Origin of the sequence: Streptomyces sp. NPDC091289, assembly GCF_044757365.1 — a bacterium.
In the GTDB taxonomy this organism is placed as follows: Bacteria; Actinomycetota; Actinomycetes; order Streptomycetales; family Streptomycetaceae; genus Streptomyces.
The window spans coordinates 331,554-353,433 of the sequence record NZ_JBIVUT010000003.1 but is presented as its reverse complement, the minus strand read 5'-3'; the positions used below and the strand labels follow the sequence as shown (position 1 = coordinate 353,433).

Genomic DNA, 21,880 nt, shown 5'->3' with positions numbered 1-21,880 from the left:
CCTCAGTCGCGGGCGAGCTCGGCCTCGGCCGCCGCGAGTGCGGCGAACTCCTCCTCCGGGGCTCCCGCGACCAGCCGGTGGCGGCTGTAGAAGGCGAAGTAGGCCAGCGCCACCGCGTACACGCCGAGCGCGATGAACGCCGCGTCGCGGTCCACCAGGAAGGTCGCCACCAGCGCCGAGCATGCCAGAACGAACGCCACGGACGAGGTGAGCGCGCCGCCGGGGGTGCGGTAGGGGCGCGGCAGCTCCGGTTCACGGCGGCGCAGCACCATGTGGGAGAGCGCCATGAGGGCGTAGCTGATCGTGGCGCCGAAGACGGCGACGTTGAGCATCCGGCCGCCGTTGCCGCTCCAGGCGGCGAGCGTGAACCCGATGATTCCGGGGATCAGCAGGCCGAGGTAGGGGGACTTGCGGCGGTTGGTCAGCGACAGGAAGCGCGGCAGGTAGCCGGCCCGGGAGAGGGCGAACAGCTGACGGGATCCGGCGAAGATCAGGGAGAAGAAGGACGCCACCAGTCCGGCGAGGCCCGCGTAGTTCACGAACCGGCTCAGGGCGGTCGGCTCGCCGGTGCCCTGCAGGGCCACCACGAGCGGGTTCCCGGCCTCCTTGATGGCGTTGGCGCCCTGGGCTCCGGTGGCGGAGACGAAGGTGATGAGGGCCAGGAAGACCAGCACGGCGAGCGAGATGGCCAGGGCCTTCGGCATCGAGCGGACGGGGTCCTTGGCCTCCTCGGCGGCGAGCGGCACGCCCTCCACCCCGAGGAAGAACCACATGCCGAACGGGAACGCCGCCCAGATGCCGAGAAGCCCGTACGGCAGCCAGGAGTTGGAGCCGAAGGCGGAGGCGTCCGCCGGGATGTCGTTGAGGCGGCCCGCGTCGAACTCGGTGAACGCGCCGACGGCGAAGATGAGGAGGGCGGCGACCGCGATGGCGGTCACCACCAGGCTGAAGCGGAGCGCCTCGCCGACGCCCCAGAGGTGGATGCCGATGAAGATCGCGAAGCAGGCGAGGTAGACGGGCCAGCCGGAGGTGAGCCCGAACAGGCCGAGTGATTCGACGTAGTCGCCGATGAACAGGGAGATCGCGGCGGGGGCGAGGATGTACTCGATGAGGATGGCCGTGCCGGTCAGGAAGCCGCCCCAGGTGCCGAGCGCCCGCCGGGCGAAGCCGTAACCGCCGCCCGCGGTGGGCAGGATGGCGGAGAGTTCGGCCAGCGCGAAGACCAGACACGCGTACATGACGCCCATCAGGACCATGGCCGCGGCGAGTCCGCCGAATCCGCCCTTGGACAGGCCGATGTTCCAGCCGGAGAAGTCGCCGGAGACGACGTAGGCGACGCCGAGACCGGTCAGCAGAAGCCAGCCGGCGCTGCCCCGGCGCAGGGTTCGGCGGTGCAGATACGCGTCCGTGCCGGACGTCCCGGGGCCCGCGCCCCCGGAAGGTCCGGCGGGTGGTCCGGCGGGTGTTTCGGTTCCCTGAGCCATGAGCGCTCCCGATGTCTGTCGACTCCGCGGACGGGAGCCGATGGCACTGCGTCGGTCAAAGGTTCGTCGGCACACCTTTGTGGAACGGGCGAGCGAATGGCAAGGGCCGTGCGTTAAAGAGTGGTTACGGATTCGGCTCCGCGCCGGTCCCCCCTCAAGGGCGGCGGGGCTCAGGCGAGGAAGCCGCGCAGCAGCGCCGCCGTGCCGCCGCAGTGCTCGCGCATCATCTCGCGCGCCGCGTCCGCGTCCCGGTCGAGCACCGCCTCGACGACGGCCGCGTGCTGCTGCTGGGAGTGCTCCAGGTTGCGCACCAGCAGCGGGATGCAGTCGAGCAGTTCGTTGAGGGTGGCCCGGACCGCGGCGTACTGGGCGGCGAGTGTGCGGGATCCGGAGAGTTCGGCGAGCGTGAGGTGGAGCAGGGTGTCCTGGCGGCGGTAGTCCTCCAGCCGGGCGCCGTGTGTCGCGTCCAGCGCCGCCCGCAGCCGGGCCTCGCCGTCGGCGGGCAGCCCCTCGGCGCACAGGCCCGCCGCCCCGGCCTCCAGCACCTCGCGGAAGCGCAGGGTGTCCTCCACGTCGACGGCGGCGATCCGGCGGCGCAGTTCGTCGCTGCCGTCGGCGGCGGCGGTGCGCGGCAGGACGAACGTTCCTCCGTAGCGGCCGCGGCGGCTCTCGACCATGTTCTGGTCCTGGAGGACCTTGAGGACCTCGCGCAGTGTGACCCTGCTGATCCGCAGATGCTGGGACAACTCGCGCTCGGATGGCAGCCGTTCGCCGGGCGGGACCAGACCGAGGCGCAGCAGCTGGAGGACCTGCTCCAGCGCCTCCTCGAAGCCGTTGCCCGCGCGGACGGGGCGCAGCACGGAGTCCGGCCGGCCGGTCGTGGCGTCCGGCCCGCCCGCCGCCGCGTCGGTGGCGGCTGCCGCCGGACGGGTGTCGTCCGCTCTCTCCCTCGTGGCCACTGGCGGATCCCCTTCCCAAGCAATGGTTCCCTGTCATACCTTAGACCGACCGGCAATTGGGGGGCGGCGTCGCAGAGCTGGGCACGCACATCTGCGGCGTTGTCGTCAATCGCCATGGCTCCGCCATGCCTCAATCCTCCGCCTTGCAGCTGCACGCACCCAGCCCCGCTCCTTCTCCCACCCCCCAATTGCCGGTCGGTCTTATGCCTCCCGGTTCACCCAAGGAGGCAATCCCGTGGCAGACCGCACACCCCCGCTCGGCGTCGACGAGCTCCGCTCACGCGTCGCGGACGGGTCGATAGACACCGTGGTGCTGGCCTTCCCGGACATGCAGGGCCGGCTTCAGGGGAAGCGGTTCGCGGCCGGGTTCTTCCTCGACGAGGTGCTGGAGCACGGGACCGAGGGCTGCAACTACCTCCTGGCCGTGGACACCGAGATGCGGACCGTCGACGGCTACGCGATGTCCTCGTGGGAGAACGGCTACGGCGACTTCGGCATGGTCCCGGACGCCGCCACCCTGCGCCCCGTGCCCTGGCACGAGGGGACCGCCCTGCTGATCGCGGATCTCGCCTGGCACGACGGCAGTCCGGTGGTGGCCGCCCCGCGGCAGATCCTGCGTCGCCAGCTCGACCGGCTGGCGGAGCTCGGCTGCACCGCCCAGGTGGGCACGGAGCTGGAGTTCATCGTCTTCCGGGACAGTTACGAGGAGGCCTGGGACCGCGACTACCGCGGGCTGACCCCGGCCAACCAGTACAACATCGACTACTCGATCCTCGGCACCGGCCGTATCGAGCCGCTGCTGCGCCGGATCCGCAACGAGATGCAGGAGGCCGGGCTGACCGTCGAGTCCGCCAAGGGCGAGTGCAATCCTGGCCAGCACGAGATCGTCTTCCGCTACGACGAGGCGCTCACCACCTGCGACCAGCATGCCGTCTACAAGACGGGCGCCAAGGAGATCGCGGCCCAGGAAGGCTTCTCGCTGACCTTCATGGCCAAGTACGACGAGCGCGAGGGCAACTCCTGCCACATCCATCTCTCGTTGACCGACGAGGACGGCGAGAACCTGATGGCGGGCGACGGCCCCGACGGCATGTCCGAGCTGATGCGGCACTTCCTGGCCGGTCAGCTCGCCGCCCTGCGGGACTTCTCCCTCCTCTACGCGCCCAACATCAACTCCTACAAACGCTTCCAGCCCGGCTCGTTCGCCCCCACCGCCGTCGCCTGGGGCGTCGACAACCGCACCTGCGCCCTGCGGGTCGTCGGCCACGGGCGCTCGATGCGCTTCGAGAACCGGCTGCCCGGCGGGGACGTCAACCCGCATCTGGCCGTCGCCGGTCTGGTCGCCGCCGGACTGTACGGGGTCGAGCACCGGCTGCCGCTGCCCGAGGCCTGTACGGGCAACGCGTACACCGGGGACTACGACCAGGTGCCGACGACGCTGCGCGAGGCGGCCGAGCTGTGGGAGGCCAGCCCCATCGCCAAGGAGGCGTTCGGCGAGGAGGTCGTCGCGCACTACCTGAACATGGCCCGGGTCGAACTGACCGCGTACGACTCCGCGGTCACCGACTGGGAGCTGCGCCGCTCCTTCGAACGCCTCTGACCGCCCCCTCTTCCTGATCGAGGTCCGTACGTGTCACAGCACTCCGCGGCGTCCACCCTGGACGTCCTGAACCCGGCGACCGCCGAGGTCGTCGCCACCGTCCCCGCCGCCTCCGCCGCCGATGTGGACGCCGCCGTCACCCGGGCGGCGGCCGCCCAGGGGCGCTGGGCGGCCGCCGCACCCGCCGACCGGGCCCGGCTGCTGCGCCGCTTCGCCGTGGTCGTCGACGAACACATCGAGGAACTGGCCCGGTTGGAGGTCCGCGAGGCCGGCCACACCATCGGCAACGCCCGGTGGGAGGCGGGCAACGTACGCGATCTCCTCGACTACAGCGCGGGCGGCGCGGAGCGGCTGCTCGGCCGGCAGATCCCGGTCGCGGGCGGTATCGACTTCACCGTCCTCGAGCCGCTGGGCGTCATCGGCGTCATCGCCCCGTGGAACTTCCCGATGCCGATCGCCGCCTGGGGTCTCGCCCCGGCCCTCGCGGCGGGCAACGCCGTCCTCCTCAAGCCCGCCGAGACGACCCCGCTCACCGCTCTCCGGCTGGCCGAACTCGCCCTGGAGGCCGGTCTTCCCGACGGGCTGTTCCAGGTGCTTCCCGGCGAGGGCCCGGTGGCCGGAAGCGCCCTGGTCGAGCATCCGGGCGTCGCGAAGATCGTGTTCACCGGCTCCACGCGGACCGGGAAGCACATCATGACCCGCTGCGCGGAGCGCGTGAAGCGGCTCACCCTGGAGCTGGGCGGCAAGAGCCCCAACGTCGTCTTCGCCGACGCCGACGTGGCGGCCGCGGCGGCCGCCGCCCCGATGTCCTTCCTGGACAACGCCGGCCAGGACTGCTGCGCCCGGACCCGGATCCTGGTCGAGCGATCCGTGTACGACCGCTTCCTCGAGCTGCTCGTCCCGGCCGTCGCCGCCGTGGTGGTGGGCGACCCGGCCGACGAGAAGACGCAGATGGGGCCGCTGATCTCGGCGGTCCAGCGGGACCGGGTCCGGGGGCTCGTCGACGGCGGCCGGGGAGCCGACGGCGTACGGACCATCCTCGGAACGGCCCCCGAGGGCCCCGGGTTCTGGTATCCGCCGACCCTCCTCACCGGGGTCTCGCCCGATGCGCCGGTGTCCGTCGAGGAGGTCTTCGGGCCGGTCGCGGTGGTCCTGCCGTTCGAGGACGAACAGGACGCGTTGCGCCTCGCCAACGCCACCGACTACGGCCTCGCCGGCTCGGTCTGGACCCGGGACGTCGGCCGCGCGCTGCGCGTGAGCCAGGGGCTGCGGGCGGGCAATCTCTCCGTCAACTCGCACTCCAGCGTGCGCTATTCGACCCCCTTCGGCGGCTACAAGCAGTCGGGTCTGGGCCGTGAGCTCGGCCCGGACGCCCTGGCCGCCTTCACCGAAACCAAGAACGTCTTCATCAGCACGGAGGCCTGAGCACCATGACCGAGACTTCTTCCGTCTGCCGCCGCCTGGTCGGCCGCACCGCCGTCGTCACCGGAGCCGGCAGCGGCATCGGCCTGGCCACCGCCCGGCGGCTGGCCGCCGAGGGCGCGCACGTCGTCTGCGCCGATGTGGACGAGGAGCGCGGCAAGGCCGCCGCCGAGGAGACCGCCGGGCTCTTCGTCCGTACCGACGTCACCGACGCCGAGCAGGTGGACGCCCTCTTCAAGGCCGCGTTCGACGCCTACGGCTCGGTCGACATCGCGTTCAACAACGCGGGGATCTCGCCGCCCGACGACGACTCCATCCTGGACACCGGTCTGGAGGCCTGGCGGCGGGTGCAGGAGGTCAATCTGACCTCCGTGTTCCTCTGCTGCAAGGCGGCCATTCCCTATATGCGCGCGCAGGGCAGGGGCTCCATCATCAACACGGCCTCGTTCGTGGCCCGGATGGGCGCCGCCACCTCGCAGATCTCGTACACCGCGTCCAAGGGCGGCGTGCTGGCGATGTCTCGCGAGCTGGGGGTGCAGTTCGCGCGCGACGGCATCCGGGTCAACGCCCTGTGCCCCGGGCCGGTCAACACCCCGCTGCTCCAGGAGCTGTTCGCCAAGGACCCGGAGCGGGCCGCCCGGCGTCTGGTGCACATCCCGGTCGGCCGGTTCGCCGAGCCGACCGAGATCGCCGCCGCCGTCGCGTTCCTGGCGAGCGACGACTCCTCGTTCGTGAACGCGACGGACTTCCTGGTCGACGGCGGGATCGCCGGGGCGTACGTCACCCCGGTCTGATCCCGGTCTGATCCCGGCGGTCCCCCGACGGCCCCGGCGGCCGGACGTCCTGCGATGTCCGGCCGCCGGGCCGTTCGGCGTTCAGCGCGTGGCCGGGGCCAGGTCGCGCCTGAGGCGTTGGGCTCGGAGCACCAGGAGCATCTCGAAGCGCTGGTCCGGTTCGTCGATGGCGTTGCCCCACAGCTCGCGGATCTGCCGCAGCCGGTAGCGGGCCGTCTGCGGGTGGATGCCCAGGCGCGCGGCCACCTCGGGGGCGCCGCCGGGGGTCTCGATCCAGGCGAGCAGCGTCTCGGCCAGGCGCTTCGCCTGGGTCGGGCTGAGGCCGTCCAGCGGGGCGAGGCAGCGGCGGGCCGCGGCGTCGATCAGCTCCTGGGCGGGGAGCAGCAGCAGTTCCTCCGTCCGCTCGGTGCAGTACAGCACCTCGCCCTGCGGCAGGAGGCCCTTCTTGATCAGCTGGACCGCGGTCTCGGCCCAGCGCAGCGAGGTCGCCGCCGCCGCCAGGGGGACCGGCGGGCCGATCGCCCCGGACCAGCCGGCCGTGGCCCGCCGCAGGATCTCCGCACGGCCCGCCGTGTCCGGGTCCGGGATGACGATGCGCGGCTGCTCGCTCTCCATCTCCAGCAGGATGCCCTGCCCCACCGCCGGGGCCACGGCCTCGCGGGCCGGGCGCATGAGCACGCCCACGGCGATGGTCTCCGGGAGCTCCCAGCCGATGCGGGCGGCCCGCTCGGCCAGGGTCATGGACACATCGCCGCGGTGTTCCACCAGGAGGAGCTCGATCAGCTGGCGCTGGAGGCGGAGCCGTTCACTGGCGCGCCGGGCCGCCGCCTCGGCGTATCCCCGTACCGACTGTTCCACGAGCCCGTCCAGATACTCGAATCCCGATTCGGCCAGCTCGTACATGGCGGGCGCGGGGATGTCGACCTGCTGGCCGATCTCGGCGAGCCTGCGCCAGGTGAGCCGGACCCCGAGGCGATAGATGGCCTGGAGCGCGTCGAGGCTGCGGCCCTCGAGCCCCTCGCCCCGCCCGAACTCCTGGAACATCTCCGGCGGCACCCGTGGGTGGGCGCCGGCGGTGAGGTTGTGGACGAAGCCTTCGATGGCGCGGCGGATCCCGACGAGGGCCATCGGTTCCCCGGACTCGTCCTCGACCAGGTGCAGATAGGGATATTCCTGGCGAATCTGGTACAGGATCGTCTGGGCGAGTTCCGGGGCCTCGGACCGGGCGATCGTCTCGAAACGATCGAGCTTCGCCCGGGGGACGTCCTGCCAGGCGGGGCGCGTCACGGAGCCGCCGGACCGGTGTCATAGCTGATCAGGGGCGTATTGGGCTGGTCGGGGGTGGCGTCGAGCAGTGCCACGACACCGACCGCCGCACCAACGGCGAGCGTCGCGGCCACCAGAACGGTGACAGCGGCGGCGATGAGTCTGCGCATAAGTCGGGTCAGCTCCTTGCTGGAGACGATCCCCACCCCTTCAGCCGGGCCCCTCCGGCTGGGACACAGTGTCGACAGCACATTGACATTCCGTCAAGGGCTTGCTTACTGTTCACGCCAATCAAGGGCTGACCGGCCCGGGGCCCGTGCACCTCCGCGAAGAGATTCGACCCAGGAGTGCCCGGATGCGCCACAACGCTTCACCCCTGTCGCTTGTCCTGCTGGGGGCAGGGGTCTTCCTGCTCGTCCTCGCGCCGCTGCTCGTCTGGTACGTCCAGCCGCACGCCAAGCGCACCCCCATCGACATCGACACCACCACCGTCTTCACCGGGACAGGCAGCTACTTCGACACGTCCGAGGTGGAGACGGTCGAGGGCAGAACGATCACGATCACCCGGCAGGTGCGCGGGGACGTGGCCGACAGCGAGAAGAGCGGCAACGCCGTGTGGGACGTGTCCACCTCGGTCGACCACCAGGGCACCCTGCCCGCATCGGACCCCCGTGACGCCCTCCAGTGGACGCTGGAGCGCTGGGTGACCGACCGGGCCACCAACGAGCCGGTCCACTGCTGCGAGGAGACCCCGGCGTTCGACGGGGAGGCGTACCTGAAGTTCCCCTTCGACGTCGAGAAGCGCTCCTACCGCTGGTGGGACAGCACGCTCGGCGGCGTGGTGCGGCTCTCGTACGCCGGTGAGCAGGAGATCCAGGGCTACTCCGGCCTTCTCTTCAAGGGCGAGGTGGAGCCCACCAGGACCGGGGTGCGCCAGGTGCCGGGGCTGCTCGTGGGGAAGAAGAAGACCCCGCAGGTGCTGGCCGAGGAGTGGTATTCCAACAGCGGGATCGAGCTGGTCGTGGACCGGCGGACCGGGCGCATCATCAACGCGGCGATCGGCCCGAGGAAGACGCTGCGCGCCCCGGGCTCCAAGAAGGACGCCGTCGTGCTGCTGGAGAGCAAGCGGGTGGAGTTCACCAAGGAGACCCAGCTCAAGCAGGTCGAGCTGGCTTCGGCGGACAGCGACCGGCTGGCGATGCTCGGCACGACCGCGCCGGTCGGGGCGGCCGGGCTGGGCGGTGTGCTCGCTCTCGTGGGCGTCGTCCTCGTGGTCCGGGGGCGCCGGACGGAGCCGGAAGCTCCGAATACTCACATGATGACGAGTCCGCCCACCTGAGTTACCCGCAAGTTGTTGCACCGGTGAGTAGCCGGGCGCGTACCCGTGCCGAAAACTGTCTATCCCCACCAGAGCACGGCCCCCCGGTCTCGTCCCTGCCCGTTCCTCTCCTCATCCTTTCTTCTCCCTTCACCTCTTCACCTCTTCTCCCGTCCCACCCTCGCGGTCCCTCGCCCCCCGTCACGTCCCCGTACCGCACGGCCCTCGTCCCTCCTGGGCCGCTTCCCCGATTCCCCGCACCCCGAGCCGAGTTGGAGCACCCATGCCCCAGCACGTACCTCCCCCACTGCTCGACGCCGCCGTACGCCCGGGTCAGGGCCCGGCGTCCGCCCCGGTCCCCGCAGGCCCGAGACGCATCGTCTTCCTCGCCCACCGCGACCTGGGCAATCCGGCGGCCGGCGGTTCCGAGCTGCTGGTCGACCAGCTCGCCCTGGGCCTCACCGAGCAGGGCCACGACGTCACGCTGCTGTGCGGCGGGCAGGCCGCCCGCAGGCCCTACCGGGTCGTCTCGGCGGGCTCCACCCTGGGGCACTACGTCGGCGCACGGTCCGCGTTCGCCCGGCACATCGGAACGTGCGACCTGCTCGTCGAGGTCTGCAACGGCATGCCGTACTTGGCGCCACTGTGGCACCGCGGACCCACGGTGTGCCTGGTCAACCATGTGCACACCGATCTGTGGGACATGCGCTTCCCGGCGCCGGTGGCCCGTGCCGGGCGCAAGCTCGAACACTGGGCCCTGTCCCGGGCCTATCGCGACCACCTGATGATCGCGGTGTCCCCGTCCACGGCGGGCGCCCTGCGCGAGCTGGGCGTCCCGGACAGCCGGATCCGGGTGGTGCACAACGGAGTCCAGGAGCCGAGCCCGCAGGGCGAGAGGTCCGACGCGCCGCTGTTCGTGGCGCTGGGCCGGCTCGTCGACTACAAGCGCATCGATCTGCTGCTCCAGCTCTGGGAGCGGGTCCGGCCGGTCACCGGCGGCCGGCTCGTCATCGTCGGTGACGGCCCGGAGCGGGCCAGGCTGGAACAACTCGCCGGTCCCGGTGTGGAGTTCGCCGGTCATGTGACCGAGGCGGAGAAGCACCGGCTGCTCTGTGCCGCGTGGATGCTGCTGCACCCGGCGGCCGTCGAGGGGTGGGGGCTCGTCGTCACGGAGGCGGCGGCCCGGTCCACCCCGACCCTGGGTTTCGACGTGCCGGGGCTGCGCGACTCCGTCGAGGACGGTGTCACCGGGATCCTCGCCCCGGGCGCGTCCTCCTTCGCCGCCGCCTGGTGCGCGCTGGCGCTGGACGACGAGCGGCGCGAGACGATGGGCAAGGCCGCCCGCGAACGGGCCGCCGACTACCGGTGGACCGCCAGTGTGCGCCGGTTCGCGGCGGTGGCCGCCGAGGCGGCGGCCGGTCCGACGGCTCCGGCGGCGGACGGCCCGGGCGCCCCGGCGATCGGTGCGAGCGCGTGAAGGATCCTTCGTTCCGGCGGTCGGCCGCCCTGTTCCGCGCCTTCCTGCGCGAACAGGGCGACCCCGCCACGGCGTACACCCTGCTGGCCCGTGACGCGGCCGACCAGGTCGAACGGCACGGTCCGCTCCGGGACAAGGTCGTCGTCGACATCGGCGGCGGCGACGGCTACTTCACCCGGGAGTTCCGGCGGCGCGGTGCGCACAGCTACCTCTTCGAACCGGATCCGACGGAGATCGGCCCCGGGCAGCGCGTGGACACCGTCGTCGCCGACGGCTATCTGCTGCCGCTCGCCGACGGCGCGGCCGACGTCTGCTTCTCCTCCAACGTGCTGGAGCACGTCGCCGATCCGCACACCTTCCTGAGCGAGATGGCCCGGGTGACCCGCCCCGGCGGACTCATCTACGTCTCGTACACCAACTGGCTCTCCCCGTGGGGCGGCCACGAGTGGGCGCCCTGGCACTACCTCGGCGCCGAGCGCGCCCGGAGCCGCTACGAGCGGCGCACCGGCGGCCCGGCCAAGCACCGGCTCGGCGAGAACCTCTTCAAGATCGGCGTCGGCGAGACACTGAGCCATGTCCGGGGCCGCTCCGACGTGGCCGTCGTGTCGGCACGCTCGCGCTACTGGCCCGTCCTTCCCCAGCTCGTGCCGCGGATCCCCGTACTGCGGGAGTTCGCCACCTGGAACCTCCTCCTCATCCTCCGGCGGTGTTCATGACCAGCGCTGTCCACCCACCCCGGCCCACGGCCCCGGACGGCCCGGGCCCCGTGCCGCCCGGCTCCCCCGATGGCCCGCCCCCGCCCCGGTCGCGGCGTTGGCTGCTGGGCTTCTGGGCCGCCGTGTTCGCGGCGTTCCTCGCGGTGTCGCCCGGGCGGATGACGTTCGACACGAAGCTCGGCGTCGTCGTGGATCCCTGGCGTTTCCTGGGTGATCTGGGCGAGCTGTGGCACAGCCGGGCCGGGTTCGGCGGGATCGCCGACCAGTACGTGGGTTACGCCATCCCGATGCTGCCGTACTACGGGGCGGCCGACCTGCTGCACGTACCGGTCTGGCTCGCGGAGCGGCTGTGGCTGTCGCTGATCGTGGCGACCGCCTTCTGGGGTGCGCTGCGGCTGGCGGAGCGGCTGGGCGTGGGCTCTCCGGCCACCCGGCTGCTGGGCGGTGTGGTGTACGCGCTGTGGCCGACGTACACGATCGTCGTGGGCTCGACCTCGGCCGCGGCCCTGCCGGGCGCCCTGCTGCCGTGGGTGCTGCTGCCGCTGACGAACCCGCGGCTCGCGCCGAGGATCGCCGCGGCCCGCTCCGCGCTGCTGATCCCGCTGATGGGCGGCGTCAACGCCGCCTCCACGCTGGCCTCGCTGCTGCCGGTGGGGCTGTATCTGCTGTCCCGGCCCGGCGGGCCGCGCAAGCGCGCGCTGCTGGCCTGGTGGATCCCGGGCGTGATCCTGGCGACCGCCTGGTGGATCGTTCCGCTGCTGCTGCTCGGGACGTTCGGCGAGAACTTCATGCCGTACGTGGAGTCCTCGTTCACCACCACGACGACCATGTCGGCGACCGAGGTGCTGCGCGGCGGCGGGAACTGGGTCGGCTATCTGAACTTCGGCGAGGCCTGGCTGCCCGCCGGCTGGACCGTCGCCACCGCGACCGTCACCATCCTGGGCTCGGCGCTCGCCGCGGCCCTCGGTCTGGCGGGGCTGGCGCGGCGTGATCTGCCCGAGCGCCGCTGGCTGGTGCTGACCGTCCTGAGCGTCGCGCTCATCACGCTCGCCGGGTACGGCGGCGCGCTGGGCGGGCTGTTCCACGGGACGGTGCAGGACTGGCTGGACGGCTGGCTGGTGCCGTTCCGGAACATCTACAAGTTCCAGACGGGTCTGGCGCTGGCCCTGGCCCTGGGTCTCGCGCATCTGACGGCGGTGGCCTCCGTCGCCGCCGCCTCGCGCGCCGGCGGCAACGCGGTGCGCGCCCGTCGGCTCGCACCGGTGGTCGCCGCCGCGATCGTGCTGCCGGGTCTGGCCTGGCCGTACGTCAACGGGTCGATCCTGCAGACGGGTTCGTTCCAGCAGCTGCCGAAGTACTGGGACGCGACCGGGGGTTGGCTGAAGAAGAACTCGGCGGACGACCGGGCCCTGGTGGTCCCGGCGACCGCGCACGGCATCTACACCTGGGGCTCCCCCATCGATCAGCCGCTGGATGTGCTGGCCAACTCGCCCTGGGCACAGCGGGATTACGTGCCGTTCGGCACGCCGGGCAACCGGCGGGCGATGGACGCCGTCGAGCAGGCGCTGACCTCCGGCGGTGAGGTTCCGGGGCTGAGCGAGTATCTGAACCGGGCCGGGCTGCACTATGTGGTGGTCCGCAACGACCTGGATCCCGACCAGTTGGGGTATGTCCCCACGACGACGGTGAAGCGCACGCTGGAGGCCTCCGGGTACAAGCGCGTGACCGGGTTCGGTCCGGTGATGACCGGCGGCCGGATCGCCGCGGACACTCCCGTGCAGGTCGAGGGGCTCTACCCCCGGCAGCGGGCCGTGGAGATCTACGAGCCGCCCGCCGGGACGGAGCGTCCGGGCCGGGCGAGCACGGCCCCGGTGGCCGCGACCGCCGTGGTGAGCGGCGGACCCGAGTCGCTGCTCCCGCTGTCGGCGAGCGGCGCGCTGGAAGGCCGGCCGGCCGTGCTGGCCGGTGACGCGCATCCGGGTCTGGGACGGCCGTCGCTGTACGCGGCGGGCGACGGGCTGCGGCGCGCCGACACCCGGTTCGGGCTGGTCAACTCCAACACCTCGTACACGTACACCGCGGACGAGCGCAACGCCGCCGAGGCGGCGCAGGATCCGGGCCGGAGCCCCCGGCAGATCCTGCCGACGTCCGGCGCGAAGCATCAGACCACCGCCGTGCTGCGCGGGGCGAAGAAGGTCAGCGCCTCGTCGGTGGGGAACTGGCTGTTCCATCTGCCGCAGTACGACCCGGTCAACGCCTTCGACGGCGATCCGGAGACCGGCTGGGCGGAAGGGTCCCCGGGCTCGCCCGAGAACGAGTGGGTGCGGATCGACTTCACCTCCCCGACGGACCTGCCGGGCTCGCTCCAGGTGACACCGCTGCCCAGCGCGAACGTGCGGGCCGCGCCGACCGTCGTCCGGGTCGAGACCGACCGGGGCTTCAAGGACAGTCCGCTGCGGGCGGACGGCTCCGCGCAGCAGGTGGCCGCGCCCGCCGGGCAGGCGGCCTGGCTGAAGGTGACGATCCTGGAGTCCCAGCAGGGGCGTCCGGGCCTCACCGGCGCCGGGTTCACCGACATCGCGATCCCCGGGGTGCAGGTGACCCGGATGCTGGAGCTGCCCACGGACGCGCCGCGTGAGGGCGCGGACTCCACGGTCTACTCGCTGCGGCGGGGAAGCGACCCGGGCGGCCTGTCGTCGGTGGCGGCCGAGGTCGGTCTGCACCGGCAGTTCACCGCCCAGGAGGCGGGCACGTACAAGGTGTCCGCGAGCGCGGTCCCGGTGCCCGGGGACGACCTGGACAAGCTGCTGTTCGAGCTGACGGGCGAGCGGGACAAGATCGAGGTGAGCGCCGACTCCACGGCGCGTCTGGGCACCAACCTGAGTCCGCGCAATCTGACCGACGGTGATCTGACCACGGCGTGGATCGCGGGCGAACGCCCCGTACTGCATCTGTCGTGGCCGGAGAAGAAGGAGGTCGGCGAGATCGTCTTCGCGGCGGCCGGCGGTCTGTCCACCCGGCCCGAGCAGGTGCAGATCAGTTCGCCGGACGGTACGGCGGTGGCGGCCGTGGACGAGAACGGCATGGCCCGCTTCTCGCCGATCAACACCGACCGGATGGACATCACCATCTCGCGTCAGGCGCCGCTGACCGTCCACAACCCGGTCGCCGACGACCAGTTGCAGTTGCCGGTCGGTCTGAGCGAGGTCTACATCCCGGCCCTGGAGGAGTACCGCTCGCCGCAGCCGAAGCCGGACAAGACCTTCAGCCTGGCCTGCGGCAAGGGCCCGGTCCTGTCGGTGGGCGGTACGTTCCTGGAGACCCGGGCCGAGGGCCGGGTGCGGGACCTGACCCAGCGCCGCCCCATCGCGGTCACACCGTGCACGAAGGACGGCTCGGTGGAGCTGGCCGCCTCGTCCACCACCGTCGAGGCGGGGGACGCGGGTCCGCTCGCCATCACGGACGTCACGCTGAGCAACGGCACGTCCGAGGCCGGGGCGAGCACGCCGCGGTCGGTGGACGTCGAGCAGGGCGACGGCGACCGGCGCACGATCGCCGTCGGCGCGGGCGCGGCCTCCTACCTCCAGCTCCACGAGAACCACAACGCGGGCTGGAAGGCCACCCTGGACGGCAAGGAGCTGACGCCGCTGCGGATCGACGGCTGGCAGCAGGCCTGGCTGGTCCCGGAGGGCGAGGGCGGCAAGGTCACCCTGGAGTACGAGCCGGCCCGGATCTACCAGGTGGGTCTGCTCGGCGCGGGGGCGCTGCTCCTGGTGCTCGTGGGACTCGCCTTCGTCCGGCGGCGCGGAGCGGAGCCGTACGCGGCCGAGGAGCAGCCCGTTCCGCCGGGGCCGGGTCTGGTCCTGGGCACGGTCGCCCTCACTCTGGTGGGTGTGGTGATCGCGGGGCCGCTCGCCCTGGCGGTGCCTCTCCTCGCCGTACTCGCCCACTTCCGGCCGCGGTTGCTCGCGCCGGTGGCGTTCGCGGCGATGGCCGCCGCGGGTGTCGTCGCGGCGGTGGGCACCGGGGACACCACGGCCGCCGACGAGGGCGCGTTCGGTGCGACGGCCCAGTTCCTGGCCCTGGTCGGCCTGTTCGCCGCCCTGGTCACGGTCGGGCGCGGGCCGCTCGGCAGGCGGGCCGCCGGTGGCCCGGGCCTGGCAGCCCCGGCATCGGCCGGCGGTGCGGCGCCCACGGTTCCGGCGCAGGCCACCGCCGCTTCGGGCCGGACGCTGTCCACCGACCCGAAGCGGCCGCAGGGAACTCCGCCGCCCGCTCCCGGAGTCGGATACGGATCCGACTCGGGCGAAGGCGACGGCAACGGCAACGGCAACGGCAACGGCCGTGACGGTCGTGGCGACCACGACGAGGGTGGTGACGGTCCGACGCGACGGCTCGGCGGTCAGCAGCCGCCGTCCCGTCCGGGAGGGGGCACCTGATGGCGACCACGCAGCAATCCCGGGCGCGGGGCGGCGGGCCCCGGTCCGGGCCCCCGGCCCGGGTGCCGTTCCCGGTGGTCGACGAGGTGGCCCGGCACTGCGAGCAGGACGCCGAGCCGAGCACCGTGCACATCGAGATCCATCTGCCCGGCCGGGTGGACGAGGGGCGGCTGCGCTCCGCGTTCGCCGAGGCGCTGGCCCGGCATCCCCGGGCGCTGATGCGGGAGCGTCCCCGGGGCCCGTTCGCCCGGCGCTACGAGTGGGAGCTGACCGCGGGCGCCGACGCGGATCCGGTCTCCTTCCCGCCGTCCGGGCCCGGGGCGCTCGACCGGGCCCGGGCGCGGGCGCTGGACCAGGCCCCGCCGCTGACGGCGTCGCCGCCGCTGCGGCTGGAGGTGGTCGAGGAGCCGGGGGGCGAGGGGTGTGTGCTGGTGTTCGCCGTGCACCACACCGCCCTCGACGGTCCGGCGTGCATGCGGCTGGCGGCGACGGCCGCCGAGATCTACGGCGCGCACCGCACCCCGCCGTCGCCCGCCCCGGCGCGCCCGGCGTCCGAGCCGCTCGGCGGGGAGTCCCCGGCGGCGCCGCTGGCCCGGCCCGCCCGGATCGCGGCGGGCTCGCCGGGGCCGTCCCCCGTACCGGGCAACGCGATGCTGCTGGTCGAACTGCCGGTCCCCCGGCGGGAGTCCGGCGCCCCGTACACGGTGAACGACCAGCTGATGGTGGCCACCGCGCTCACGGTGGCCGACTGGAACCGGACGCAGGGCGCGCCGGGGGCCGACCGGCGGCCGCTGCGGATCACCATGCCGGTCGACGACCGCACCCGGGGGCCCGAGATGCCGATCGGGAACGGCACCCGGCTGGTGGAGGTCGGCTTCGCCGCATCCGAGCCGGCGCCCGGGGCGGATGTCGCCGCCCTGCTCCGGACGACCGCCGAGCGGACCCGGGCGCTGAAGGCGCGCCCCCGGCCGCCGTTGGGCCGTTCCGCCTCCCTGCTGACCGCGCCGCTGCTGCCGGTGGCCGCCCGCGCCGCGGTCACCCGGGGGCTGCGGGTGCTGGCGGGGCCGTGGACCTCGACGACGCTGCTGAGCAACATCGGCCGCGTGCCGTATCCGTTGGACTTCGGGGATGCGGGCCGGGCGACGGCCGTGTGGTTCTCGGCACCCGCCCGGATGCCCCGGGGGCTGACGTTCACCACGGCGTCCACGAACGGGCGGCTGCATCTGGCGCTGCGCTGGTCGCGCACCCTGCTGGGGGACGAGGACGGCGTACGCCTGTGCGAGATGTTCACCCGTCACCTGGCCTCGACGTCCTCGGAGAACGTATGACCAACGCCGCCTCTCCCCCGCCCGGGCTGCGGGACTTCTACGAGAACCCGGCCGTCCCGGTGGCGTCGGGCGACGGGCGCAGCAGACGGCAGGCCCGGCTGCTGGCCGATGCGCTGGGCGCGCCGGGGCAGGTGATCCTCGACATCGGGTGCGGCGACGGCACGGCGGCGGCCACGGCGGCCCCGTTCCTCGCCGGGCACCGGCTGGTCGGCGTCGACTGGTCGCAGGACGCGCTGCGCAGGGCCCGGCCCCGGATGGGCGCGGTGGTGCGCGGTGAGCTGGAGCACGGCGGGCTGCCGCTGGCCGACGGGTGCGCGGACGCGGTGCTGTTCAGCGAGATCCTGGAGCATCTGGTCGACCCGGACCAGGCTTTGGACGAGCTGCGGCGCGTGCTGCGGCCCGGCGGCCATCTGATGCTGTCCACCCCCAACCTGGCGGCCTGGTACAACCGGGCGCTGCTGCTCGCCGGGGTGCAGCCGGTGTTCTCGGAGGTCAGCCTGCGCGGGATCCACGGCCGCCCCGGCTCGGAGGTGGTCGGGCATCTGCGGCTGTACACCGCCCGTGCGCTGCGCTCGTTCCTGACGGCGTCCGGCTTCACCGATGTGACGATCAAGGGCGCCCCCTTCCACGGGGTGCCGCGTCCGCTGCGGCTGCTGGACCGGGCGGCGTGCGCGGTGCCCGGGGCGGCCTCCATCCTGCTGGCCCACGCGCGGCGGAGGTAGCGCGATGTGGTGGGGTGTCGGCGCGGCGCTGGTGGCCAACGCGCTGTACAGCGTGGGGTTCGTGGTGGAGAAGCGGGCCCTGGGCTCGCTGCCCGCGCTCTCCGCCGGCCGGCCGCTGCGCGTGGTCCGGGTGCTGCTGACAAGCCCGCTGTGGATCGTCGGCGCGCTGGCGCTGGCGGCCGGGTTCGGGGCCCAGCTGGTCGTCTACCGGGCGCTGCCGATCGCGGCGGCGCAGGGCATCTTCGTCTCCGGTCTGGTGCTGCTCCTGCTGTTGTCCTCGGCCGTGCTCGGCGAGGAGTCCACGGGCCGCGAACGCTATGCGCTGGGCGGAGTGCTGGTCGCCCTGCTGATGGTCGTCGCCTCGGTGCGCGAGGGCGAGGACGTGGTGAGCGGCGGGGCCCCCTGGATGCTGGTGCTCCTGGTCTGCCTGCCGGCGCTGGCGGCGGGCGTCTGGCTGTACGTACGGGTCGAGAGCCGGGCGGCCAAACGGCACCGGGTCCCGACCAGCGGCATCGGGTACGGAGTGGCGGTGGGGCTGCTCTACGGGGTCAGCTCGCTGGCCATCAAGGGCACGTCCAGCCGCCTGACCAGCACCGATCTCGGCGAGTCCGCGCTGTCCCTGCTGGGGTCCCCGTATCCGTATCTGCTGCTGTTCACCGCGGGGGCCGGTCTGGTGATGTCGCAGACGGCGCTGCAGCGCTGCCGGGCCTCCCTCATCGTGCCGGTGTGCACCACGGTGACCAGCCTGTTCACGGCGGTCCTCGGGACGCTCGCCTTCGGCGAGACCCTGCCCGACGATCCGCTGCTGCTGGCCCTGCGGGTGGGCGGCACGGCGCTCGCCCTGTCCGTCCTGCTGGCCATGCCCCGCCACGATCCGCAGCCCGCCGCACCGTCCTGACCCCGGATACGGCACACCGTGTCCGCCGCCCCCGACACCGAGGAGCTTCCCGATGAACCCCGACGACCCGCTGCTCGCCATCCTGGCCTGCCCGCTCGACAAGGGACCGCTGTCCCTGCTGCCCGAGGAGGAGGCGGAGGGGGCGGCGCTCTACAACCCCCGGCTGCGCCTGAGTTACCCGATCGTGGACGGCATCCCGCAGCTGCTGCCCTCGTCGGGCCGGAAGGTCGGGGCGGACGACCACGAGCGGCTGCTCACCCGGCTCAAGGCCTCGGCCACGTGACCACGTTCGCCGCGGCGGTGGCGTCCCGGCTGCCCGGCCGCCTCGTCGGCTCCGCCGCCGTCGCCCTGTATCCGCGCTTCGAGCCCGAGCTCCGGCGGCTCGCGGACTTCTGCCCGCCGGACGGCATCGCCCTCGACATCGGGGGCTGGTACGGCCCCTGGTCGCGGCGGTTGGCCGCCCGCTGTGCCGAGGTGGTCACCATCGAGCCCGTGCCGCATCTGGCCGAGCATCTGCGCCGGACGCTGCCGTCGAACGCCCGGGTGGTCCAGGGCGCGGCGACCGACCGGGAGGGCACGGCGCAGCTGTGGTTCCCGGAGGGCGACCGGGGCGACCGGGGGGTGTCGTCACTGGCCCGCCGCGACATCCACGCGCACTGCCTGGAGGTGCCGTCGATCACCGTCGACGGTCTGGGGCTGCGTGGGGTCGGCTTCGTGAAGATGGACGTCGACGGCGGCGAACAGGCGGCGCTGCTCGGCGCGGCGGAGCTGCTGAGCAAGGACCGCCCGGCCCTGCTCATCGAGCTGGAGAGCCGGCTCGGCCCGATCGCGCCGGCGATCGACCTGCTGACCGGACAGGGCTACGCGGGCTGGCTCCTGTCGGGCCGGCGATGGATCGCGCTCGACGGGTTCGACCTGGTGGCCCACCAGGCGCGGACCGAGCACCTGGTGCACCAGGGTCTGCTGCGCCGGGCCCTGGTGCCGCACCGCGACCGGTACATCAACTCGGTGCTCTTCCTGCCGGACGGACGGACGCCGGGCGGGAAGAGCACCGCCTGACCGGCCATGACCGGGCTGACCGGCCCCGACCGGGCTGTTCGGCCCTGCACCCCCTGGGCCCCCGCGTATCCTCGGCCCGGGGGTATGCCGAGCGGAGGATGACGTACGTGGCGGGCAGCAGCGCAGGGCGGGACCGGGTGCGGCCGGACGGGCCCGGGAGCGAGCAGGCGGGCACCCCGGAGCGCACGTCGCTCAGCGTCCACGCGCGGGACGCGGTCCGGCAGCGGATCGTCGACCGCCGCTACCCGCAGGGCGCCCGCCTCGTGGAGCGCGAGGTCGCCGAGGAGCTGCGGATGTCCCGCGTGCCGGTCCGCGAGGCACTGCGCGCCCTGGTGGGCGAAGGGCTCCTGGAGCTGCTGCCGAACAGCGGGGTCCGGGTGCGGCGGATGGCGCGGGCCGATGTGGAGCACCTGTACGAGGTGTGGGAGCCGCTCGCGGTCCAGGCCTCCCGGCTCGCGGCACGGCGGGTGGCGCGGTCGGCCCCGGCGGAGCTGCCGGGCGTCGCCGCGCTCCGGATCTCCCTCGACCGGGCGGAGCAGGCGGCCTCCGACGACGAGGGGGCGCGCGAGGTGGCGGCCCACACCGCCTTCCACGAGGACATCGTGGCCCTGAGCGGCAACCCGATGCTGGCCCGCACCATGGAGCAGCTCGGCGGACAGCTCCGGCTGCTGTTCGGGATGCGGGAGGAACCGGAGCACATGCGGGCCCAGCACGCGGTCATGTTCCGGTACATCGCGAGCGGCGACGAGGAGTCGGCGGCGGCGAGCACGCTGCTGCACGTACGGGACAGCCGGGCCGTGGCCCTGCGGTCGCTGTTCGACGACGCCTAACCCTTTGTATACCAATCACTCCCGCCCTTCGATGACCCCTCAAGAGCAGAGCGCATTTCCTGCACGTTTCCTGCACGCACGGAGAGCGGAATCACTCCTTCCCAGATCGCCGACGATCCTGGTATACAAAATGCTCCCACGTTCGCTTCCGCTTGCCGCGGTCGAAGGAGCCTTCCCATGTGCGTCGAGAACACCCCGCCCCCCTCCGGCCGACTGACCCGCCGGGGTGTCCTCGCGGGCGCCGCGGCCCTGGCCGGGACGTCCGCGGTCCTGGCCCAGGCAGCTCCCGCCGCGTCCGCCACGTCCGCCGCGCAGGCTTCTTCGCGAGGTCCGTCGGGCCGGGGCGGCGATCTGGTCGTGGAGGGCGGCACGCTGCTCGACCCGCTGACGGGCGAGGTCACCGAGGACGCGGTCGTGGTGATCACCGGGGGCGTCGTCCGCGCGGCCGGTCCCCGGGGCCGCATCGGGACGCGGGTGCCCTCCGGCGTACCGGTGCTGCGGGCACACGGGCAGTGGATCCTGCCGGGTCTGGTGGACGCGCACATCCACCTCAACACGGCGGCCGAGGCGCGCGACGCGGTCCTCAAGGGCGCGACCAGCGCACGCAGCGGCTCGACCAACTTCTACCAGGACATCGCCGTACGGGAGTTGGCCCGCCAGGCCCCCGAACAGGCGCCCCGGCTCCGGGCCGCGGGCATCTTCGTCACCCCGGACCTCGGCGACACGATCCTCGCCGACCCGGAGCTCGCGCCGCTCGCCCGGCTGCGCGACGGGGTGCGCTCGCCCGAGGCGCTGCGGCGGGTGGTCGAGGTCAACCTCGCACGCGGGGCCGACACCGTGAAGACCCGGGTGAACGAGCGCGCCGGGCTGCCCGAGCAGGACCCGCTCGTCCAGGTCTACGACCACGAGCAGCTGTCCGCGATCGTGGCGGCGGCCCGGCGCGGTGGAAAGGGGGTGCTCTGCCACAGCTACAGCGAGAAGGGGTGCCACGACGCGGTCACGGCCGGCATCCGCTCCCTGGAGCACGGGGCGTTCGTCGGCGAGCGCACACTGCGTGAAATGCGCCGCAGGGGTACGCACTTCACACCGACGCTCACCGCCATCGCCGGCCTCGCCGACTCCTCGGACCCGATCCTGGCGGAGCGCGGCCGCGCCTATCTGCCGGTCCTGAAGCGGGCGGTCCTCGCGGCGCACGAGCTGGGCGTCCCCCTCGCCGCGGGCACGGACTCCTCGGGCGGAGCGGTCGACCCGATCGGCCGCGAGGTGGAGCTGATGCACGCGGCCGGGCTCTCCGCCCTGGACGCGATCCGCACGGCGACCACGGGCGCCGCGAAGCTCCTGGGGTTCGACGCCACGGCCGGCCGGCTGGCGCGGGGCTTCGCGGGTGACGTCCTCGTCGTGGACGGCGACCCGCTGGCCGACCTCGGCGTGCTGAGCCGTCCGGTGCGCGTGGTGCGGGCAGGGTTCCCGGTACCGGTCCCGGTCCCGGCCGCCTGACCCCGCCCCCTGCTCCCTCTTACCTCCTCCTTCCTCCCTCCCCTTCTTCCCTCTCCTCGAAGGAGTTCCTG

Annotated in this window: 18 protein-coding genes; 14 read left to right on the top strand and 4 right to left on the bottom strand. The window is 73.1% G+C overall.

Going from position 1 to position 21,880, the window contains the following annotated elements:
• Window positions 1–2: 2 nt before the first annotated feature.
• Both eat and ACIQPT_RS05705 read right to left on the bottom strand, forming a co-directional pair.
• Entirely contained in the window at window positions 3–1,484 is a 1,482-nt protein-coding gene (gene eat / locus ACIQPT_RS05710) for an ethanolamine permease (protein ID WP_401153018.1), read from the bottom strand.
• A 170-nt stretch (window positions 1,485–1,654) separates the two neighbouring features.
• Complete coding sequence (locus ACIQPT_RS05705) at window positions 1,655–2,443, bottom strand: FadR/GntR family transcriptional regulator (RefSeq protein WP_401153015.1); 789 nt, start codon at window positions 2,441–2,443, stop codon at window positions 1,655–1,657.
• A 235-nt stretch (window positions 2,444–2,678) separates the two neighbouring features.
• On the opposite strand from ACIQPT_RS05705, the gene ACIQPT_RS05700 reads away from it, so the two are divergent.
• The 3 genes from ACIQPT_RS05700 to ACIQPT_RS05690 are packed head-to-tail and all read left to right on the top strand — an operon-like array spanning window position 2,679 to window position 6,259.
• Complete coding sequence (locus ACIQPT_RS05700; protein WP_401153013.1) at window positions 2,679–4,043, top strand: glutamine synthetase family protein; 1,365 nt, start codon at window positions 2,679–2,681, stop codon at window positions 4,041–4,043.
• Between the two features lie 30 nt (window positions 4,044–4,073).
• Window positions 4,074–5,468: an aldehyde dehydrogenase family protein gene (locus ACIQPT_RS05695; protein ID WP_401153012.1), complete on the top strand. Its 1,395-nt coding sequence runs from the start codon at window positions 4,074–4,076 to the stop codon at window positions 5,466–5,468.
• 5 nt (window positions 5,469–5,473) lie between these two features.
• The gene (locus tag ACIQPT_RS05690; protein WP_401153010.1) at window positions 5,474–6,259 is read left to right on the top strand and encodes a 3-oxoacyl-ACP reductase; all 786 of its coding nucleotides are present in this window, start codon (window positions 5,474–5,476) and stop codon (window positions 6,257–6,259) included.
• An 81-nt stretch (window positions 6,260–6,340) separates the two neighbouring features.
• Here the strand turns inward: ACIQPT_RS05690 and ACIQPT_RS05685 are convergent, their stop codons facing one another.
• Window positions 6,341–7,546, bottom strand: coding sequence for a helix-turn-helix domain-containing protein (locus ACIQPT_RS05685; protein WP_401153009.1), 1,206 nt, complete (start codon window positions 7,544–7,546; stop codon window positions 6,341–6,343).
• Window positions 7,543–7,695: a hypothetical protein gene (locus ACIQPT_RS05680; RefSeq protein ID WP_164494007.1), complete on the bottom strand. Its 153-nt coding sequence runs from the start codon at window positions 7,693–7,695 to the stop codon at window positions 7,543–7,545. The genes ACIQPT_RS05685 and ACIQPT_RS05680 overlap by 4 nt, the downstream gene beginning before the upstream one ends.
• 185 nt (window positions 7,696–7,880) lie before the next feature.
• Between ACIQPT_RS05680 and ACIQPT_RS05675 the strand changes: the two genes are divergently transcribed.
• The 11 genes from ACIQPT_RS05675 (at window position 7,881) to ACIQPT_RS05625 (ending at window position 21,809) form a co-directional block, all read left to right on the top strand.
• The gene (locus tag ACIQPT_RS05675; RefSeq protein ID WP_401153007.1) at window positions 7,881–8,864 is read left to right on the top strand and encodes a DUF3068 domain-containing protein; all 984 of its coding nucleotides are present in this window, start codon (window positions 7,881–7,883) and stop codon (window positions 8,862–8,864) included.
• 262 nt (window positions 8,865–9,126) lie between these two features.
• Window positions 9,127–10,320: a glycosyltransferase family 4 protein gene (locus tag ACIQPT_RS05670; RefSeq protein ID WP_401153005.1), complete on the top strand. Its 1,194-nt coding sequence runs from the start codon at window positions 9,127–9,129 to the stop codon at window positions 10,318–10,320.
• Window positions 10,317–11,036, top strand: coding sequence for a class I SAM-dependent methyltransferase (locus ACIQPT_RS05665; protein WP_401153003.1), 720 nt, complete (start codon window positions 10,317–10,319; stop codon window positions 11,034–11,036). Before ACIQPT_RS05670 ends, ACIQPT_RS05665 begins: the two co-directional genes overlap by 4 nt.
• A complete protein-coding gene (locus tag ACIQPT_RS05660; RefSeq protein WP_401153001.1) occupies window positions 11,033–15,475 on the top strand; it encodes an alpha-(1->3)-arabinofuranosyltransferase family protein in 4,443 nt (1,480 codons plus the stop codon). Before ACIQPT_RS05665 ends, ACIQPT_RS05660 begins: the two co-directional genes overlap by 4 nt.
• The gene (locus ACIQPT_RS05655; protein WP_401152999.1) at window positions 15,475–16,803 is read left to right on the top strand and encodes a condensation protein; all 1,329 of its coding nucleotides are present in this window, start codon (window positions 15,475–15,477) and stop codon (window positions 16,801–16,803) included. Before ACIQPT_RS05660 ends, ACIQPT_RS05655 begins: the two co-directional genes overlap by 1 nt.
• Entirely contained in the window at window positions 16,800–17,525 is a 726-nt protein-coding gene (locus ACIQPT_RS05650) for a class I SAM-dependent methyltransferase (protein WP_401152997.1), read from the top strand. Before ACIQPT_RS05655 ends, ACIQPT_RS05650 begins: the two co-directional genes overlap by 4 nt.
• A gap of 4 nt (window positions 17,526–17,529) precedes the next feature.
• Window positions 17,530–18,423 carry a hypothetical protein gene (locus ACIQPT_RS05645; protein WP_401152996.1) on the top strand — a complete coding sequence of 298 codons (894 nt, stop codon included), beginning with the start codon at window positions 17,530–17,532 and terminating at the stop codon, window positions 18,421–18,423.
• A gap of 52 nt (window positions 18,424–18,475) precedes the next feature.
• Complete coding sequence (locus ACIQPT_RS05640; RefSeq protein ID WP_401152994.1) at window positions 18,476–18,706, top strand: Trm112 family protein; 231 nt, start codon at window positions 18,476–18,478, stop codon at window positions 18,704–18,706.
• Window positions 18,703–19,482, top strand: a complete 780-nt coding sequence (locus ACIQPT_RS05635; RefSeq protein ID WP_401152993.1) for an FkbM family methyltransferase — start codon at window positions 18,703–18,705, stop codon at window positions 19,480–19,482. Before ACIQPT_RS05640 ends, ACIQPT_RS05635 begins: the two co-directional genes overlap by 4 nt.
• 98 nt (window positions 19,483–19,580) lie before the next feature.
• Window positions 19,581–20,312: a GntR family transcriptional regulator gene (locus tag ACIQPT_RS05630; protein ID WP_401152992.1), complete on the top strand. Its 732-nt coding sequence runs from the start codon at window positions 19,581–19,583 to the stop codon at window positions 20,310–20,312.
• A 177-nt stretch (window positions 20,313–20,489) separates the two neighbouring features.
• Entirely contained in the window at window positions 20,490–21,809 is a 1,320-nt protein-coding gene (locus ACIQPT_RS05625; RefSeq protein ID WP_401152990.1) for an amidohydrolase family protein, read from the top strand.
• Window positions 21,810–21,880 lie beyond the last annotated feature (71 nt).